Below are 16,673 nucleotides of genomic sequence, written 5' to 3'. Positions count from 1 at the left end.
CGATTGGTGGGTCGTGCAGGATTCGAACCTGCGACCAATTGATTAAAAGTCAACTGCTCTACCAACTGAGCTAACGACCCACTTTTTTTGCCGCTTTCGGGCTGTTTGATATCCCTTGGCAACGGCGGCATATATTACTGATTTCAGATTTTAGCGCAACAAAAATTTCGATGTAAATAACTCAACTGCTTAGGAATCACACGACGCGACCAGAATTAACACGATTTCTGGTCGCATGGTGTTCATTACATCGCGCCAAGGCGTTTTTGCGCTTGTTTCGCGCCATCAGTGCCAGGGTATTTAGTGATAACCTGCTGATAAACGGCTTTAGCTTTTGCTGTGTCACCTTTGTCCTGCATGATGACGCCGACTTTATACATCGCGTCTGCAGCCTTTGGTGATTTCGGGAAGTTTTTAACTACTGAAGCAAAATAGAACGCTGCATCATCTTTTTTCCCCTTGTTGTAATTCAACTGACCCAGCCAGTAATTCGCATTTGGCAGGTAAGTCGAGTCTGGGTACTTTTTGATGAAGTTCTGAAATGCTTCAATCGCATCATCCTGGCGGGATTTATCCTGCACCAGAGCAATGGCCGCATTGTAATCAGTGTTCGCATCGCCAGTCTGCGCCGGGGCTCCTGACGCTGCCGCTGCGCCCGCATCAGGCGTAGGGGTTGCAGCTGCCCCACTCTGATCGCTACCTGCAGACTGCGCCGCAGGCGCACTACCGCTGCCAAGATTATTAATCTGCAACAATATTTGCTTCTGGCGTTCAACAACCTGGTTCAACTGATACTGATTTTCCTGAATTTGACCACGCAGGGAATCAATATCGGACTGATTATCGGAGAGTTGTTGCTGGAGTTGGGTTAAAAGCTGACTGTGAGCGTTAGAAATACGCTCGAGTTGAGTGACACGGTCTTCGACCGAGCCTGAGCCGACACTACTGATTGGCGCCTGAGCAAAAGCGGCCCAAGGGGCCGCTATGCCAACCAGTAACGACAGACTCAACAGATGATGTCTGAAGTTACTGCTCATGCAATTCTCTTAGTAAACCAGTACGGCGCGACGGTTTTTGGCGTAAGCCGCTTCGTCATGACCCAGTACTGCAGGTTTTTCTTTACCGTAAGAAACGATGGAGATCTGGTCAGCAGAAACGCCTTTACCCTGCAGGTACATCTTAACGGCGTTCGCACGACGCTCACCCAGGGAGATGTTGTACTCAGGAGTACCACGTTCGTCCGCATGACCTTCTACGGTGACTTTGTAAGATGGGTTGCTACGCAGGAAGTTAGCGTGAGCATCCAGCATTGCAGCGAAATCAGAACGGATATCGTACTTGTCCAGATCGAAGTAAACGATGTTGTTCTGCTGCAGCTGTTGCATCTGAAGACGCGCTTGCTCTTCAGAAGACATGTTGCCGCTGCCGTTTGCATCCATACCAGTGCCGGCACCCAGCATGCCTTCGCTGCCGTCATTGCTGGCGTTCTTGTTAGAAGAACACGCTGCAATAGCCATAACAGGCAGAGCAATCATCAGCCCTTTCAGCACTTTGTTCAGTTGCATTTCAATGATTCCTTTATTAATCAATTATTTATTATCACAGATACGGCGACCAGGCAGGGAATTTAACCTGTCCATCAGTTGCCGGAAGACGCGCTTTGAAACGCCCATCTGTAGAAACCAAATTCAGCACGGATCCCATCCCCTGAGAAGAGCTGTAGATTACCATAGTGCCGTTAGGTGCCAGACTTGGCGTTTCGTCCAGGAACGTTGACGACAGAACTTGTACGCCACCCGCTACCAGATCTTGTTTGGCAATGTGCTGCTGACCGTTGGCCGAACTTACCATTACCATAAATTTACCGTCGCTGCTCACATCCGCATCCTGGTTTTGCGAACCTTCCCAGGTAATGCGCTGCGGAGCACCGCCGTTGACGTTAACTTTATATACCTGCGGACGACCGGCCTGGTCAGATGTAAAGGCCAGGTTTTGGCTGTCCGGGAACCAGGTCGGTTCCGTGTTGTTGCTACGACCATCCGTCACCTGACGAATCTGACCGGAACCAATGTCCATGACATACAGGTTCAGGCTACCGGTTTTAGACAGGGCAAACGCCAGTTTGCTGCCATCCGGAGAAAACGCAGGCGCACCGTTGTGACGTGGGAACGACGCTACCTGACGAACCGCGCCATTTGACAACGTCTGAATAACCAGTGCAGAACGACCACTCTCGAAGGTTACGTACGCCAGTTTTGAACCGTCCGGAGACCACGCCGGAGACATCAGCGGCTGCGGAGAACGGTGTACCACGAACTGGTTGTAACCATCGTAGTCGGACACACGTAATTCGTACGGGAACTGACCACCGTTGGTCTGAACAACATAAGCGATACGGGTACGGAATGCACCTTTAATGCCGGTCAGTTTTTCAAACACTTCGTCACTTGCAGTATGCCCCGCGTAACGCAGCCACTGCTTGTTCACTTTATAAGTGTTCTGTGCCAGTACGGTACCCGGTGCGCCACCGGTGTCAACCAGCTGATAGGCAACGCTGTAAGAACCATCCGGGTTCGGCGTAACCTGGCCGACGACTACGGCATCAATGCCCAGCGCAGACCAAGCGGCAGGTTGAACTTCCTGCGCGGTACCAGGCTGCTGAGGCAGACGAGAACGGTCTAACGGGTTAAATTTACCGCTGTTACGCAGGTCAGCACCTACGATACCACCGATATCTTCAGGTGCAGCACCCGGTCCTGCCCACTGGAAGGGGACAACACCAATCGGGCGCGCCGAGTCCACCCCCTGGGTGATCTCGATACGTACTTCTGCGTGCAGCACCGCTGCCCACAGCATCAGAAAACCAAATGCTACTCGTAATGCCTGCTTCATCATATCTCCCTTATCTGGACGGAAAGCCCACGATAATTTAGCAGAATGTTAACAAACTCAAATACACAAAACTACCACAACTCAGTATCAACCTTAGACCGTTTCCCCTGATTTCTCAGGGGTCGTTATTACAGTTTGAAGTCCAGTTTGGCATCTTTTACTTTTTCATAAACTGCCTGGCTAGGCGGTTTAGGAATTCTGGCAGTTTTCGCAGCCGTCAGCGCAGCCTGACACAATGCTGGATCCCCACCCTCTTCGGTCACATCCAGTAACAGACCATCGGGTGCTAACTTGATATGTAATACGCAAGATTTACCTGCATACAAATCTGCACCATACAGACGGCTCTGGATCGCATTACGAATTTGAGATGCGTAAGCACTGATATCAGCACCAGATGCACCGCCATTGGCACCACTTGTACCACTATCTTTCGCCGGTTGGCCGTTTCCTTTCGCTCCACCGCCCGATTTCGGTGCATTCTTACCGGAGCTCAGGTCACCCAACAAGTCGTCAACGCCAGAGGCTGCAGCGGCTTTTTCGGCCGCAGCCTTTTTAGCAGCAGCTGCTTTATCTGCCGCAGCTTTCTTATCGGCAGCGGCTTTCTCGGCTGCAGCTTTTTTGTCTGCTGCTGCTTTTTCCGCTGCGGCTTTCTTATCAGCCGCCGCTTTTTCAGCAGCGGCCGCTTTCGCGGCGGCGGCTTTTTCTGCTTTCTCAGCGGCAGCTTTCTCGGCTGCTGCTTGCTTAGCGGCTTCAGCCTGTGCTTTCTTCGCAGCGTCCGCGGCAGCTTTAGCAGCTTGTGCTTCGGCAACTTTCTTCGCATCAGCAGCGGCTTTAGCAGCTTCCGCCTCAGCTTTTTTCTGTGCGTCCGCAGCGGCTTTCTTCGCGGCATCTGCCGCTTGTTTCGCCTGTGCATCAGCTTTAGCCTTCGCGTCTGCAGCAGCCTTCGCCGCAGCTTCTTCAGCCTGTTTCTGTTGCTCTTGCGCTTTCGCGGCGGCGGCTTCAGCTTGCTTCTGCTGTTCCGCCTGTTCGCGCACTTTTTCCTGCGCGGCTAAGCGTTCTTTTTCCAGCTGCTTCAGTCGCTCTTGCTCAGCTGCCTGTTTCTCGCGAAGTTCTTCAGCTTGCTGCTGCGCCTGCTTTTCACGCTGCTCTTCAGCACGTTTCGCGCTTGCCTGCTGTTGCTGCTGCCTGTCGTACTGTTGCACAACGGCGCCAGGATCGACCATAACGGCGTCGATGGACGAACCGCCACCGCCGCCGGCTGAAGCATCAATGTGCTCATCGAACGAACTCCAGATCAGCGCTGCAAATAAAATGACATGCAGCACCGCTGAAATAATTATCGCCCTTTTGAGCTTGTCGTTTTGTTCGGTTGCCTTTGACACTCTCGGTTCCCAAAAAACTGTTCGCCTGTTACGTGCTATCTTTCAAGCCAGCAAAACGCCGTCATCAGATTGGCTGCGTCATCAAGCCAACCGATTTTACGCCTGCACTGTGTAACAAGTTCAGCGCTTTAATTATTTCATCATAAGGCACGTCTTTCGCACCACCGATTAAAAAGACCGTTTTCGGATTGGTCTGCAGGCGGCTTTTCGCTTCCGCGATAACCTGCTCCGGCGGCAGTTGATCCATACGATCTTTCTCAACCACCACGCTGTATTGCCCAATACCGGAAACTTCAATAATGACCGGAGGTTCGTCGTTACTGCTGACGGCTTGCGATTCGGTCGCATCCGGCAGGTCGACTTCCACACTCTGCGTAATGATCGGTGCGGTTGCCATAAAGATCAGCAACAGCACCAGCAGTACGTCGAGCAGCGGTACAATATTGATTTCGGACTTGAGTTCGCGACGACCTCGTCCACGCGTTCTGGCCATGGCTTACCCCTTGTTGCTCTCGCTAACGGTAAACGCCTGGCGGTGCAGAATCGCGGTGAACTCTTCCATAAAGTTGTCGTAATTCAGTTCCAGTTTGTTCACGCGCTGGTTCAGACGGTTGTAGGCCATAACCGCCGGGATTGCCGCAAACAGACCGATAGCCGTTGCAATCAACGCTTCCGCGATACCCGGTGCAACCATTTGCAGTGTCGCCTGTTTTACCGCGCCCAGCGCGATAAATGCGTGCATGATCCCCCAAACGGTACCGAACAGACCGATATACGGGCTGATGGAGCCAACGGTTCCGAGGAATGGAATATGCGTTTCCAGCGTTTCCAGCTCACGGTTCATCGAGATACGCATCGCACGGGAAGCCCCCTCAACGACCGCTTCCGGCGCGTGGCTATTTGCCCGATGCAAACGGGCAAATTCTTTGAACCCGCTGTAGAAAATTTGTTCTGAGCCAGCCAAATTATCACGACGCCCCTGGCTTTCCTGGTACAGGCGCGACAATTCAATGCCAGACCAGAACTTGTCTTCAAATGCTTCGGCTTCACGTGAAGCAGCATTAAGAATACGGGTCCGCTGGATAATAATGGCCCAGGATGCGATTGAGAAACCAATCAAAATCAACATGATAAGTTTAACCAGAAGGCTTGCCTTCAGGAACAAATCAAGGATATTCATGTCAGTCACTGCTTAAACTCCGCGACAATAGACTTGGGAAGCGCACGAGGCTTCATTTTGAGTGGATCAACGCAAACAATCAGAACTTCGGCTTCATTTAGCACGGTGTTCTCTGCGTTGACAATGCGTTGCGTGAAAACCAAAGAGGTGCCACGCATTGACGTAATTTCGGTTTGAACTTCGAGCATATCGTCGAGCCGGGCAGGCGCAAAATACTCGAGGGTCATCTTGCGCACCACAAAGGCTACACGTTCAGCCAACAGGACCTGCTGACTGAAGTGATGATGACGCAGCATCTCTGTGCGCGCTCTTTCATAAAAAGCGACGTAGCTGGCGTGGTAAACCACCCCACCGGCATCGGTATCTTCATAGTAGACACGAACCGGCCATCGAAACAGCGTTGTATTCACTTTACATCCCGGTAATGCAACAAAAGGTTAGTGCTTTCAAACTTCGCTACTATACGCGCGGGAATGGTGCTTTGGAATGGGGGAAAGTAAACGGAGAGTAAAAAATTATGGGCTTATGCAAGCCCATAAATATTTAAGGATGTTTCTTATTCAAAAGAAGAAGAAAAACAGACCAACAACGAGGACGATATCCGCGATCAGCGGGCAGAAGATACCCTGCCAGTGTACGGCACGAGGACGAAAGCCAACGCCGTGAATGATGCCTGCGCAGACCGCCCACATCAGCAGAAAACCATGCCAGATTTCAAGCTCACTGGTTTTGGCCGCGAAACGTGACGGATCCCAGAATATGCAGCCGGCCAATACGATTGCCAGCACAAATGAAAGCGCCCGCAAGGGGCGCTTGTCCATCGCGTTGTATAACATCGCGATAATGTTGGTCATTAGCTATCTTCTTGTCCGGCTTTGCCTGATTCAACGTGCTCAAGCGCCAGCGCTGTGATTATCCCAAATGCACAGGCAAGAAGCGTTCCCAAAATCCATGCGAAATACCACATTTTAAGCTCCTTACTTAGTACAGAGAGTGGGTGTTGCTTTCAATATCTTCTTTAGTGATGCGACCAAACATCTTCCAGTAACACCAGCCGGTGTACAGCAGAATGATCGGTACGAACACACAAGCTACATACGTCATCAGATTCAGCGTCAGCTGGCTGGACGTTGCATCCCACATGGTCAAACTTGCGTTCATCATGGTGCTGGATGGCATCACAAACGGGAACATTGCGATACCGGCAGTCAGGATGATGCATGCTAACGTCAGTGAAGAGAAGACGAATGCCCAGGCCCCTTTCTCCATACGAGAAGTCAGAATGGTCAACAGCGGCAGAACCACGCCCAGTGCAGGAACCAGCCACAGGATAGGTGCATTGTTAAAGTTCACCATCCATGCGCCAGCCACGCGAGCCACTTCTTTGGTCAGCGGGTTGGAGGCGGCATGATGATCCAGGGCTGAGGTCACAACATAACCGTCAATACCGTAAATCACCCATACACCGGCCAGCGCGAAGCAGACCAGAGTCACCAGTGCCGCAACCTGTGAAGTTGCACGAGCACGCAGATGCAGTTCACCTACCGTACGCATCTGCAGATAGGTCGCACCCTGGGTGATGATCATCCCAACGCTCACGACACCAGCCAGCAGACCAAACGGATTCAGCAACTGGAAGAAGTTACCGGTGTAGTACAAACGCATGTAGTCATCTACGTGGAACGGAACCCCTTGCAGCAGGTTGCCGAACGCCACGCCAATCACCAGCGGTGGCACGAAGCTACCAATGAAGATGCCCCAGTCCCACATGTTGCGCCAGCGCATGTCTTCAATCTTGGAGCGGTAATCAAAACCGACCGGACGGAAGAACAAAGACGCCAGTACCAGGATCATCGCCACATAGAAACCGGAGAACGCAGCGGCATACACCATCGGCCAGGCAGCGAACAGTGCGCCACCCGCGGTGATAAGCCAAACCTGGTTACCGTCCCAGTGCGGGGCGATGGAGTTAATCATAATTCGACGCTCGGTATCATTACGACCGAGGAAACGGGTGAGCATGCCCACCCCCATGTCGAAGCCATCAGTGACCGCGAAACCAATCAGCAGAATGCCAACCAGCAGCCACCAGATAAAACGCAATACTTCATAATCGATCATTTGACGACTCCTGTCTTAGCGTGCCGGCTGAGAAGTCACAGTGGACTGCTCGTAGTGATAACGACCGGTTTTCAGGCTACTCGGCCCAAGGCGTGCGAACTTGAACATCAGATACAGTTCAGCCACCAGGAACAGGGTATACAGGCCGCAAATCAACAGCATCGAGAAGATGAGGTCGCCAGCAGTCAGCGAAGAGTTCGCTACGGCTGTTGGTAACACTTCACCAATCGCCCACGGTTGACGACCGTACTCTGCGACAAACCAACCGGATTCAATAGCAATCCACGGCAGAGGAATCGCGTACAGCGCAGTGCGCAGCAGCCATTTTTTCTCACCGATACGGTTACGAAGCACAGTCCAGAAGGATACCGCGATAATTGCCAGCATCAGAATGCCGCATGCCACCATGATACGGAAAGCGAAGTACAGCGGCGCAACGCGAGGGATAGAATCTTTCGTTGCCTGCTGAATTTGCGCTTCGGTCGCGTCGGTGACGTTATCCGTATAGCGTTTCAGCAGCAGACCATAACCCAGGTCTTTCTTCATACTGTTGAACTGGTCGCGAACGGCCTGGTCGGTAGTACCAGCACGCAGTTCTTCCAGCAACTGATACGCTTTCATCCCGTTACGGATACGCTCTTCGTGCTGCACCATCAGGTCTTTCAGACCAATGACCGGTGTATCAACAGAGCGGGTGGCGATGATGCCCAGCGCATAAGGAATTTGAATCGCAAAATGGTTTTCCTGCGCATCCTGGTCCGGAATACCGAACAGCGTAAAGGAAGCCGGTGCAGGCTGAGTTTCCCATTCTGCTTCAATCGCTGCGAGTTTGGTTTTCTGCACGTCGCCCATTTCGTAACCAGATTCATCACCCAGAACGATAACAGACAGAATGGCAGCCATACCAAAGCTGGCCGCGATGGCAAAAGAACGTTTAGCAAACGCGAAGTCACGACCGCGCAGCATATAGTAGGAGCTGATACCCAGAACGAACATCGCGCCGCATACATAACCAGATGCCACAGTGTGAACAAATTTCACCTGTGCTACCGGGTTGAGCACCAGTTCAGAGAAGCTCAGCATCTCCATACGCATGGTTTCGAAGTTGAAATCCGCTGCGATTGGGTTCTGCATCCAGCCGTTCGCAACCAGAATCCACAGCGCGGACAGGTTAGAACCCAGGGCCACCAGCCAGGTGACACACATATGCTGGACTTTACCCAAACGGTCCCAGCCGAAGAAGAACAGACCTACAAAGGTGGATTCGAGGAAGAAGGCCATCAAACCTTCGATCGCCAGTGGCGCACCGAAAATATCCCCTACATAGTGGGAGTAGTAAGACCAGTTAGTCCCGAACTGGAACTCCATGGTCAGACCGGTAGCCACACCCAGAGCGAAGTTGATACCAAACAACTTGCCCCAGAACTTGGTCATATCTTTATAAATCTGTTTGCCGGAAAGGACGTAGACCGTTTCCATAATGGCCAGCAAGAACGCCATACCGAGCGTCAGTGGCACAAACAGGAAGTGGTACATCGCGGTCAAGGCAAACTGTAAGCGCGACAGTTCGACTATATCTAACATCATGACTCCTTGCTCATCGCATGAAGACTCCGAGAGTGAACCCCGTTAGAAAGGGTCACACGCATGCCCCAATACAAATTTATCTGCTTCCTTACGCCGCTACTCTTTCTTCTCTTGTGAAGAAAGGACAATGGAGAAAGGTTACAAACATGTTAATAAAACACTCAAATTGATCCCGCAATTATATTACGCCGTAAAATCCTTACAATAAACAGGTTTTTATCGAGACAAATTTGCATTTTTCGATAGTGATCAATTTATAGCTAATTTACCACTTTCAGACCAATTTGATCTGCAGCAATTTAACCTCTTTTGATGCCGTTTTCCAAGTTTTAAACATTGATTTAAATCAATTTTCAAATTTAATGTTAATAGTGTTTAACACTCGCATGACTAGTAAATGCGATGTTAACAACATGTTTTTCAATGAGTAATTGCCGTTACTACAAATGATAGGATATTTATTTAAATGTACACGATCTTTTAACCAGCCCGGCTGACAAAATTGATAGCAGATAAAGAATCACTAATGCTAGGTAGCTCACAGTTTTTTGTTTAGCAAGTCATGGACTTGTTATTTCATACAAATTATTCATTTAAATTTTACTTATAATTAACACCGAGATGTAACTATCTCAGCTGGAAGAGAAAACGTTCCACATTGACCGATGCATTGCGTTTGGTGTTCTGCGAGAGAACGCTGGCGTTTCGCTTAAATCATCACTGAAAGTTACCTTTAACGCCCACTCTGCACTTATGTGGCAAAGATTAAATATGCCACAAACATTTCATTATCATTTTTATCCTAAAATTAACAAAAATGAATTGTGACATATAAGATTAAAAAATAAAAAACCGTTACGTCGTTCACAAGTTAATTAGTAATTGTGATTTTTGAAATTATTAAAAACACGACATAAATGGCGCGCATAACAAAATAAGATTTCGATCACAAACATGGCAAGTAATTTATTACCCAATTTTCTAATAAATTAAAACCGCCCAAGAAAAAACGATGCATCTATCTGATTGTAAAGGATTTTTATAACAACCAAATATAACAATCATTTTTCTCAGGATATTTTGAAAATAGATCAATTGCTTCCTTTTTCGCTTCCACAGAAACTCCAACCCTATTAAGAGGTTGTCACAATCCATGTTCTAAATATTAGAAAATAATTTCACTTATTGACCATCAGCCCTACAGAGGATTACCCATGAAGAAATCTACACTTGTTATTGGCGTCATCGGTGCTGACTGCCATGCAGTAGGTAATAAAGTTCTGGATCGCGTTTTTACCGCTCATGATTTTCACGTAATCAACCTCGGGGTGATGGTGAGCCAGGATGAATATATTGATGCTGCGATTGAAACAGGCGCCGATGCCATCGTGGTGTCCTCTATCTACGGTCATGGCGACATTGACTGCCTCGGATTACGTGAGCGCTGCATCGAACGCGGCCTTGGCGACATTCTGCTGTACGTCGGCGGCAACCTGGTCGTCGGTAAACATGACTTCGCCGATGTGGAAGTGAAGTTTAAAGAGATGGGCTTTAACCGGGTCTTCGCCCCCAGTCACGATCTGGAAGATGTTTGCGCGCTTATCACTAATGATATTCACCAACACAATGGCCTCGAACAGCGTTGCCTGGAAGAGGCCATCTGATGCAAACAGTTTCTGTCGATATCGGCTCGACATGGACCAAGGCAGCCCTCTTCGCCCATGAAGGCGAGGATTTAACCCTGATAAACCATGTCCTGACCCCAACCACCACACATCATCTGGCAGACGGTTTTTTTGCCAGCCTGAATCAGGTGCTGAATGTTGCCGATGCTCGCCCGTTACTGAAAAGTGGTGAAGTGCAGTTGAAATACTCCTCCTCAGCGAAAGGTGGGCTTGCCGTTGCAGCAATGGGGCTGGTGCCTTCCATTACGCTGGAATCGGCAAAAGTTACCGCCCATTCGGCAGGAGCGAAAATCGCGCAATATTATTCGTACAAGCTGAATCGTCATGACATCCAGGAGCTGGAGTCATCCCCTCCAGATATTCTGCTGTTTACCGGCGGTACAGACGGTGGCGAAGAAAGTTACGGCCTGGCGAATGCGCATGCGTTGGCAGGCTCAAAGCTTGATTGCGCCATTATCTACGCCGGAAACCGGGACATTCAGGACGAAATACAAACGATTCTGGGACATAAGGATTTGACCACGGTAGACAACATTCTGCCTGACCTCGATCACCCGAATCCGTTTGCCGCACGCCAGGCGATTTGTGATGTGTTCTTGTCACGCATTGTCAAAGGCAAAGGTCTGGACGTCATTGTTGGCGAAACAGGCGAAGAGCCAATGCCGACGCCATGGACGGTCTATGAGTTAGTCAAAGCCATTAGCGATTACGACAGCGCATGGAAGGAATTCATGCTGATTGATATGGGCGGAGCCACCACGGATGTCTATTCGGCCAGCGCGAATACCCTCTCCCCCGATACCGTCCTGCATGGTGTTCCTGAACCGTTCGTCAAACGTACCGTAGAAGGCGACCTGGGCATGCGCGTTTCCGCCGTCGTGGTGGGAGAAAGCACGCAGGATATGGTGAAAGTCATCTTCGCCCAACAACCGCAGCGTGAGGAAGCGTTTTATCGCTACCTGCGCCATCTGGTAGGGCAACCGGATTACCTGCCACTCAGTGAGGAAGAGAAATATTACGACACCCTGCTGGCAGGTTTATGCGTGGGCTATGCCGCTGAGCGCCACGCAGGCACTAAAAAGCAGGTTTGCACCTGCGTGGGTAACGTGGATTTACAGATGGGTCGCGATCTCACCACCGTACGCAAAGTCGTCGGTTCAGGGGGATGGCTCTCTCGCGCCAGCCAGTTCGATATCCATAACTGGCTCAAATACCGGGAGCTGGACGACCAGGGGAAAAGAATTCTGTTACCGAATCAGTTTGAGTATTACCGCGATTCAAATGGCCTGCTCCCGCTTCTGGCAAACGTCGCCAGGCTGTACCCGCAAGCCGCTGCTCGCACCAGCATTCAGTGTTTAACCCTATAAAACTTAAGGCAGCTACGAATGGAACTTCGAAATAAAAAATTGACCCATGACGAATTCATGACCGAAAGGCATCAGGTATTACAAACCTGGGAAACCGGCAAAGACGTTGAGAACTTCGAAGATGGCGTGAAGTACCAGCAATCAATTCCAGATAAAAAACGCTTCTCCCTTGCCCTGCTGAAAGCCGATCAGGAAGGTAAAACCCTGAGCCAGCCGCGTGCAGGCGTAGCATTAATGGATGAGCATATTGCGCTGCTCAAAACATTGCAGGAAGAGTGCGACCTCCTGCCGAGTACTATCGATGCCTATACCCGTCTGAACCGCTATGAAGAAGCCGCTGTCGGGATCCAGAAATCCATCGAAGCAGGTACTTCCAAGCTGAATGGTTTACCAGTCGTCAATCACGGGGTTGCTGCCTGCCGCCGGATGACTGAATCGCTGGAAAAACCGATCCAGGTTCGCCACGGTACGCCGGATGCGCGCCTGCTGGCAGAAATCGCCATGGCCAGTGGCTTCACCAGCTACGAAGGCGGCGGTATCTCCTACAACATCCCTTACGCCAAACGCGTCACCCTGGAAAAATCCATTCGCGACTGGCAGTACTGCGACCGTCTGATGGGTCTGTACGAAGAGAACGGCATTCGCATCAACCGTGAGCCGTTTGGCCCGCTAACCGGTACCCTGATCCCGCCGTTTATGTCCCACTCGGTGGCGATTATTGAAGGTCTGCTGGCGCTGGAACAAGGCGTGAAATCCATTACCGTCGGCTACGGCCAGGTCGGTAGCCTGACGCAGGATATCGCCGCTATTCAGGCGCTGCGTGAACTGTCCCACGAATACTTCCATAACCATGGTTTCGACGATTACGAACTGAGCACCGTTTTCCACCAGTGGATGGGCGGATTCCCGGAAGATGAAGCGAAAGCCTTCTCTGTTATCGCCTGGGGTGCAGCGGTTGCTGGTATGTCGGGTGCCACAAAAGTGATCACCAAAAGCCCGCACGAAGCGTTCGGTATCCCAACCGCGGCAGCTAACGCCCAGGGTCTGAAAGCGTCACGCCAGATGCTCAACATGGTCAGCGACCAGAAATTCCCGCAGTGCGCTGCCGTGGAGCAGGAAGTTGACCTGATTAAGAGCGAAGTCCGCGCGGTGTTGAAGAAAGTCTTCGAACTGGGCAATGGCGACATTGCGCGCGGTACGGTGCTGGCCTTTGAAGCTGGCGTGCTGGATGTACCTTTCGCTCCTGCCGCCTGTAACGCCGGTAAGATCCTGCCTGTTCGCGATAACACAGGCGCAATCCGTATTCTTGAAGCCGGTGCCGTGCCGCTGCCGAAAGATATTCTCGCCCTGCACCACGACTATGTCGCAGAGCGCGCACATTTTGAAGGCCGCAAGCCTTCTTTCCAGATGGTCATTGATGACATCAACGCCGTATCCCACAGTAAATTAATAGGAAGACCATAATGAAAATCAAAAAGGCCCTTTTCACCGCTGGCTACTCCTCATTTTATTTTGACGATCAGCAGGCCATCAAAAATGGCGCCGGTCATGACGGGTTTATCTACACCGGCGATCCGGTCACGCCTGGATTTACCTCTGTTCGTCAGGCGGGTGAATGTGTTTCCGTACAACTGATTCTGGAAAACGGTGCGGTAGCTGTGGGCGATTGCGCAGCGGTGCAATATTCAGGTGCAGGCGGTCGTGACCCGCTGTTCCTGGCTGAAAACTTCATTCCGTTCCTCAACGACCACATCAAGCCGTTGCTGGAAGGTCGTGACGTTGATTCGTTCCTGACCAACGCCCGTTTCTTTGATGAATTGCGTATTGACGGCCATCTACTGCATACCGCCGTACGTTATGGTCTGTCTCAGGCACTGCTCGACGCGGCGGCACTGGCTACCGGTCGTCTGAAAGCCGAAGTGGTTTGTGATGAATGGCAACTGCCATGCGTTCCGGAAGCCATTCCGTTATTTGGTCAGAGCGGCGACGACCGTTATATCGCCGTCGACAAGATGATCCTCAAAGGTGTGGATGTCCTGCCGCATGCCCTGATCAATAACGTTGAAGAGAAGTTGGGCTTTAAAGGTGAAAAACTGCGTGAGTACGTCCGCTGGTTGTCTAACCGCATCCTGAGCCTGCGCACCAACGAAAGCTATCACCCGACGCTGCATATTGATGTCTACGGCACCATTGGTCTGATCTTCGATATGGATCCAGTGCGTTGCGCCGAATACATCGCCAGCCTGGAAGCCGAAGCTCAAGGTCTACCGCTGTACATTGAAGGCCCGGTTGATGCCGGTAACAAGCCGGATCAGATCCGCATGTTAACCGAGATCACTCAGGAGCTGACTCGTCTGGGTTCCGGCGTGAAAATCGTTGCGGATGAATGGTGTAACACCTATCAGGACATCGTGGACTTCACCGACGCGGGCAGTTGCCACATGGTGCAGATTAAAACCCCGGATCTGGGCGGTATTCACAACATCGTTGATGCAGTGCTGTATTGCAACAAACACGGAATGGAAGCCTATCAGGGCGGTACCTGTAACGAAACGGAAATCAGTGCTCGTACCTGCGTACACGTCGCGCTGGCCGCGCGTCCAATGCGCATGCTGATCAAACCGGGTATGGGTTTCGATGAAGGTCTCAACATCGTGTTTAACGAAATGAACCGCACCATCGCGCTGTTGCAAACTAAGGATTAAGAGATGGCACGCACATTTAAGATCTTATCGCCTACGGCTGTCCTGGGTTATGGCTTCCCGGAAGAAAGTTTTCGTAAAGCCATGGAAGAGTCACCGGATCTTATTGCTGTTGACGCAGGTTCCTCCGATCCTGGCCCCCACTACCTGGGGGCAGGTAAACCCTTTACTGACAGGGCCGGTGTGAAACGCGATCTGCGCTATATGATTGTGGCAGGCGTTAAGAACAACATCCCGGTAGTGATCGGCACAGCCGGTGGTTCTGGCGCAGCTCCGCATCTGGAGTGGTGTCGCCAAATAATCCATGAGATCGCGCAGGAAGAAAAACTGTCTTTCTCAATGGCGCTAATTCCGTCTGATGTCGACAAAGAAATCGTTCATCAGGCACTGGATAACGGCAAAATCACCGCGCTCGATTTTGTGCCTGAACTGACTCACGAGGCCATTGAAGAGAGCACCTACATTGTCGCGCAGATGGGCGTCGAGCCTTTCCAGCGTGCGCTGAAAGCCGGTGCACAGGTGGTCCTGGGCGGACGAGCCTACGATCCGGCCTGCTTCGCCGCGCTGCCGATTATGCAGGGCTTTGATGAAGGTCTGGCGCTTCATTGCGGTAAGATCCTTGAGTGTGCTGCCATTGCCGCCACCCCTGGCTCCGGCTCCGATTGTGCGATGGGGATTATCGACGACAACGGCTTTACGCTGAAGGCGTTCAATCCCAAGCGTAAGTTCACTGAAACTTCTGCTGCGGCGCACACCCTGTACGAGAAGTCAGATCCTTACTTCCTGCCAGGGCCAGGCGGTGTGCTGAACCTGAAAGCATGCACTTTCACCCAGGTTAACGAGGGTGAAGTGTATGTCAGCGGTTCACGCCATGAAGAAACACCGTATGCGTTGAAACTGGAAGGTGCACGCCAGGTTGGCTTCCGTTGCCTGACCATCGCCGGAACACGCGACCCGATTATGATTGCCGGGATTGACACGATTCTTGAAGAGGTACAGGCAAGCGTTGCACGTAACCTCTCCCTGAATGACGACAGTATCCGCATGACGTTCCACTTGTACGGTAAGAACGGTGTGATGGGCAACCATGAACCGATGAAAACTGCGGGCCATGAACTGGGAATTTTACTGGATGTCGTTGCGCCGACGCAGGACATCGCCAACAGCGTTTGCTCGCTGGTGCGCTCTACCCTGCTGCACTACGGCTATGAAAATCGCATTGCGACTGCGGGCAACCTCGCCTTCCCGTTCTCGCCATCTGATATTCAGAGTGGACCGGTGTATGAGTTCTCGATCTATCACCTGATTGAAGCGAGCGATGCGCTGCGTTTTGATTTCCATATTGAACAGGTGACGCCAGAAGGAGTTCAGGCATGAAACACTCAATTTGTTCACTGGCACAAGTTATTCGCTCGAAAAACGCCGGACCGTACGAACTGGTTTTAGATATTTTATTTAAAACCCGGGAAGATTATCAGCGCGTAAAACGCTCAGAGCAATTAACACCGCAGCTTATTGCCGGTTTATATAACGTTAAACCTGACTTTATTCACAATATTGTATGGTTCGATCCGGCGAATGCCGTAAAAATCGTCATGCCGCGCGATATTATTTCCGGCAACGTCGGTGACAATGATGTTTATGGTGCACAGCAACACGCACCATTATTAAGTATTGAGTTCGACTTGTAACAAAAAACACAATAACAACCATTGGGGCACAGAATTCAGCTGTATCACAGTGCTTCGAATTAT

Annotated in this window: 17 protein-coding genes and 1 tRNA gene; 6 read left to right on the top strand and 12 right to left on the bottom strand. The window is 51.0% G+C overall.

Annotated features, from left to right (window positions below; genetic code table 11):
- Positions 1-4: 4 nt before the first annotated feature.
- From OGX67_RS22875 to cydA, 12 genes are all read right to left on the bottom strand, one after another.
- Positions 5-80 (bottom strand) — tRNA-Lys (locus OGX67_RS22875).
- Between the two features lie 165 nt (positions 81-245).
- Complete coding sequence (gene cpoB, locus OGX67_RS22870) at positions 246-1,037, bottom strand: cell division protein CpoB (protein WP_003847309.1); 792 nt, start codon at positions 1,035-1,037, stop codon at positions 246-248.
- Positions 1,038-1,046: 9 nt separating this feature from the next.
- Positions 1,047-1,565 carry a peptidoglycan-associated lipoprotein Pal gene (pal, locus tag OGX67_RS22865; protein WP_003022983.1) on the bottom strand — a complete coding sequence of 173 codons (519 nt, stop codon included), beginning with the start codon at positions 1,563-1,565 and terminating at the stop codon, positions 1,047-1,049.
- A gap of 34 nt (positions 1,566-1,599) precedes the next feature.
- Positions 1,600-2,892 carry a Tol-Pal system beta propeller repeat protein TolB gene (tolB, locus tag OGX67_RS22860; protein ID WP_003022981.1) on the bottom strand — a complete coding sequence of 431 codons (1,293 nt, stop codon included), beginning with the start codon at positions 2,890-2,892 and terminating at the stop codon, positions 1,600-1,602.
- A gap of 128 nt (positions 2,893-3,020) precedes the next feature.
- Positions 3,021-4,277, bottom strand: coding sequence for a cell envelope integrity protein TolA (tolA, locus tag OGX67_RS22855; RefSeq protein ID WP_003022980.1), 1,257 nt, complete (start codon positions 4,275-4,277; stop codon positions 3,021-3,023).
- A gap of 64 nt (positions 4,278-4,341) precedes the next feature.
- Positions 4,342-4,770, bottom strand: coding sequence for a colicin uptake protein TolR (tolR, locus tag OGX67_RS22850; RefSeq protein WP_003022978.1), 429 nt, complete (start codon positions 4,768-4,770; stop codon positions 4,342-4,344).
- A gap of 3 nt (positions 4,771-4,773) precedes the next feature.
- Positions 4,774-5,466, bottom strand: coding sequence for a Tol-Pal system protein TolQ (gene tolQ, locus OGX67_RS22845; protein ID WP_003022976.1), 693 nt, complete (start codon positions 5,464-5,466; stop codon positions 4,774-4,776).
- Positions 5,463-5,867 (bottom strand): tol-pal system-associated acyl-CoA thioesterase, encoded by a 405-nt coding sequence (gene ybgC, locus OGX67_RS22840; RefSeq protein WP_003835413.1) that lies wholly within the window; start codon positions 5,865-5,867, stop codon positions 5,463-5,465. Before ybgC ends, tolQ begins: the two co-directional genes overlap by 4 nt.
- A 150-nt stretch (positions 5,868-6,017) precedes the next feature.
- Complete coding sequence (gene ybgE / locus OGX67_RS22835) at positions 6,018-6,311, bottom strand: cyd operon protein YbgE (RefSeq protein WP_003022971.1); 294 nt, start codon at positions 6,309-6,311, stop codon at positions 6,018-6,020.
- Positions 6,311-6,424 (bottom strand): cytochrome bd-I oxidase subunit CydX, encoded by a 114-nt coding sequence (gene cydX, locus OGX67_RS22830; protein WP_003022970.1) that lies wholly within the window; start codon positions 6,422-6,424, stop codon positions 6,311-6,313. Before cydX ends, ybgE begins: the two co-directional genes overlap by 1 nt.
- A gap of 14 nt (positions 6,425-6,438) precedes the next feature.
- Positions 6,439-7,578: a cytochrome d ubiquinol oxidase subunit II gene (gene cydB, locus OGX67_RS22825; protein WP_003022968.1), complete on the bottom strand. Its 1,140-nt coding sequence runs from the start codon at positions 7,576-7,578 to the stop codon at positions 6,439-6,441.
- A 15-nt stretch (positions 7,579-7,593) separates the two neighbouring features.
- Entirely contained in the window at positions 7,594-9,162 is a 1,569-nt protein-coding gene (cydA, locus tag OGX67_RS22820; protein ID WP_003022965.1) for a cytochrome ubiquinol oxidase subunit I, read from the bottom strand.
- Between the two features lie 1,217 nt (positions 9,163-10,379).
- On the opposite strand from cydA, the gene glmS reads away from it, so the two are divergent.
- Genes glmS through OGX67_RS22790 form a run of 6 tightly spaced genes read left to right on the top strand, consistent with a single transcriptional unit; the run spans position 10,380 to position 16,610 of the window.
- Complete coding sequence (glmS, locus tag OGX67_RS22815) at positions 10,380-10,829, top strand: methylaspartate mutase subunit S (protein WP_003022963.1); 450 nt, start codon at positions 10,380-10,382, stop codon at positions 10,827-10,829.
- On the top strand, positions 10,829-12,217 hold the full coding sequence (glmL, locus tag OGX67_RS22810) for a methylaspartate mutase accessory protein GlmL (RefSeq protein ID WP_003835417.1): 1,389 nt from the start codon (positions 10,829-10,831) through the stop codon (positions 12,215-12,217). Before glmS ends, glmL begins: the two co-directional genes overlap by 1 nt.
- An 18-nt stretch (positions 12,218-12,235) precedes the next feature.
- Positions 12,236-13,681, top strand: coding sequence for a methylaspartate mutase subunit E (locus tag OGX67_RS22805; RefSeq protein ID WP_003022957.1), 1,446 nt, complete (start codon positions 12,236-12,238; stop codon positions 13,679-13,681).
- Complete coding sequence (locus OGX67_RS22800; RefSeq protein ID WP_003022953.1) at positions 13,681-14,922, top strand: methylaspartate ammonia-lyase; 1,242 nt, start codon at positions 13,681-13,683, stop codon at positions 14,920-14,922. Before OGX67_RS22805 ends, OGX67_RS22800 begins: the two co-directional genes overlap by 1 nt.
- A 3-nt stretch (positions 14,923-14,925) precedes the next feature.
- The gene (locus OGX67_RS22795) at positions 14,926-16,296 is read left to right on the top strand and encodes an acyclic terpene utilization AtuA family protein (RefSeq protein ID WP_286527343.1); all 1,371 of its coding nucleotides are present in this window, start codon (positions 14,926-14,928) and stop codon (positions 16,294-16,296) included.
- The gene (locus OGX67_RS22790) at positions 16,293-16,610 is read left to right on the top strand and encodes a DUF4387 domain-containing protein (protein ID WP_008320068.1); all 318 of its coding nucleotides are present in this window, start codon (positions 16,293-16,295) and stop codon (positions 16,608-16,610) included. Before OGX67_RS22795 ends, OGX67_RS22790 begins: the two co-directional genes overlap by 4 nt.
- Positions 16,611-16,673 lie beyond the last annotated feature (63 nt).

The organism is Citrobacter sp. Cf118, assembly GCF_030334095.1.
GTDB classification, from domain to species: Bacteria; Pseudomonadota; Gammaproteobacteria; order Enterobacterales; family Enterobacteriaceae; genus Citrobacter; species Citrobacter freundii.
Note: the sequence above shows the minus strand (reverse complement) of the source record. Positions and strands in the feature narration are given on the sequence as shown.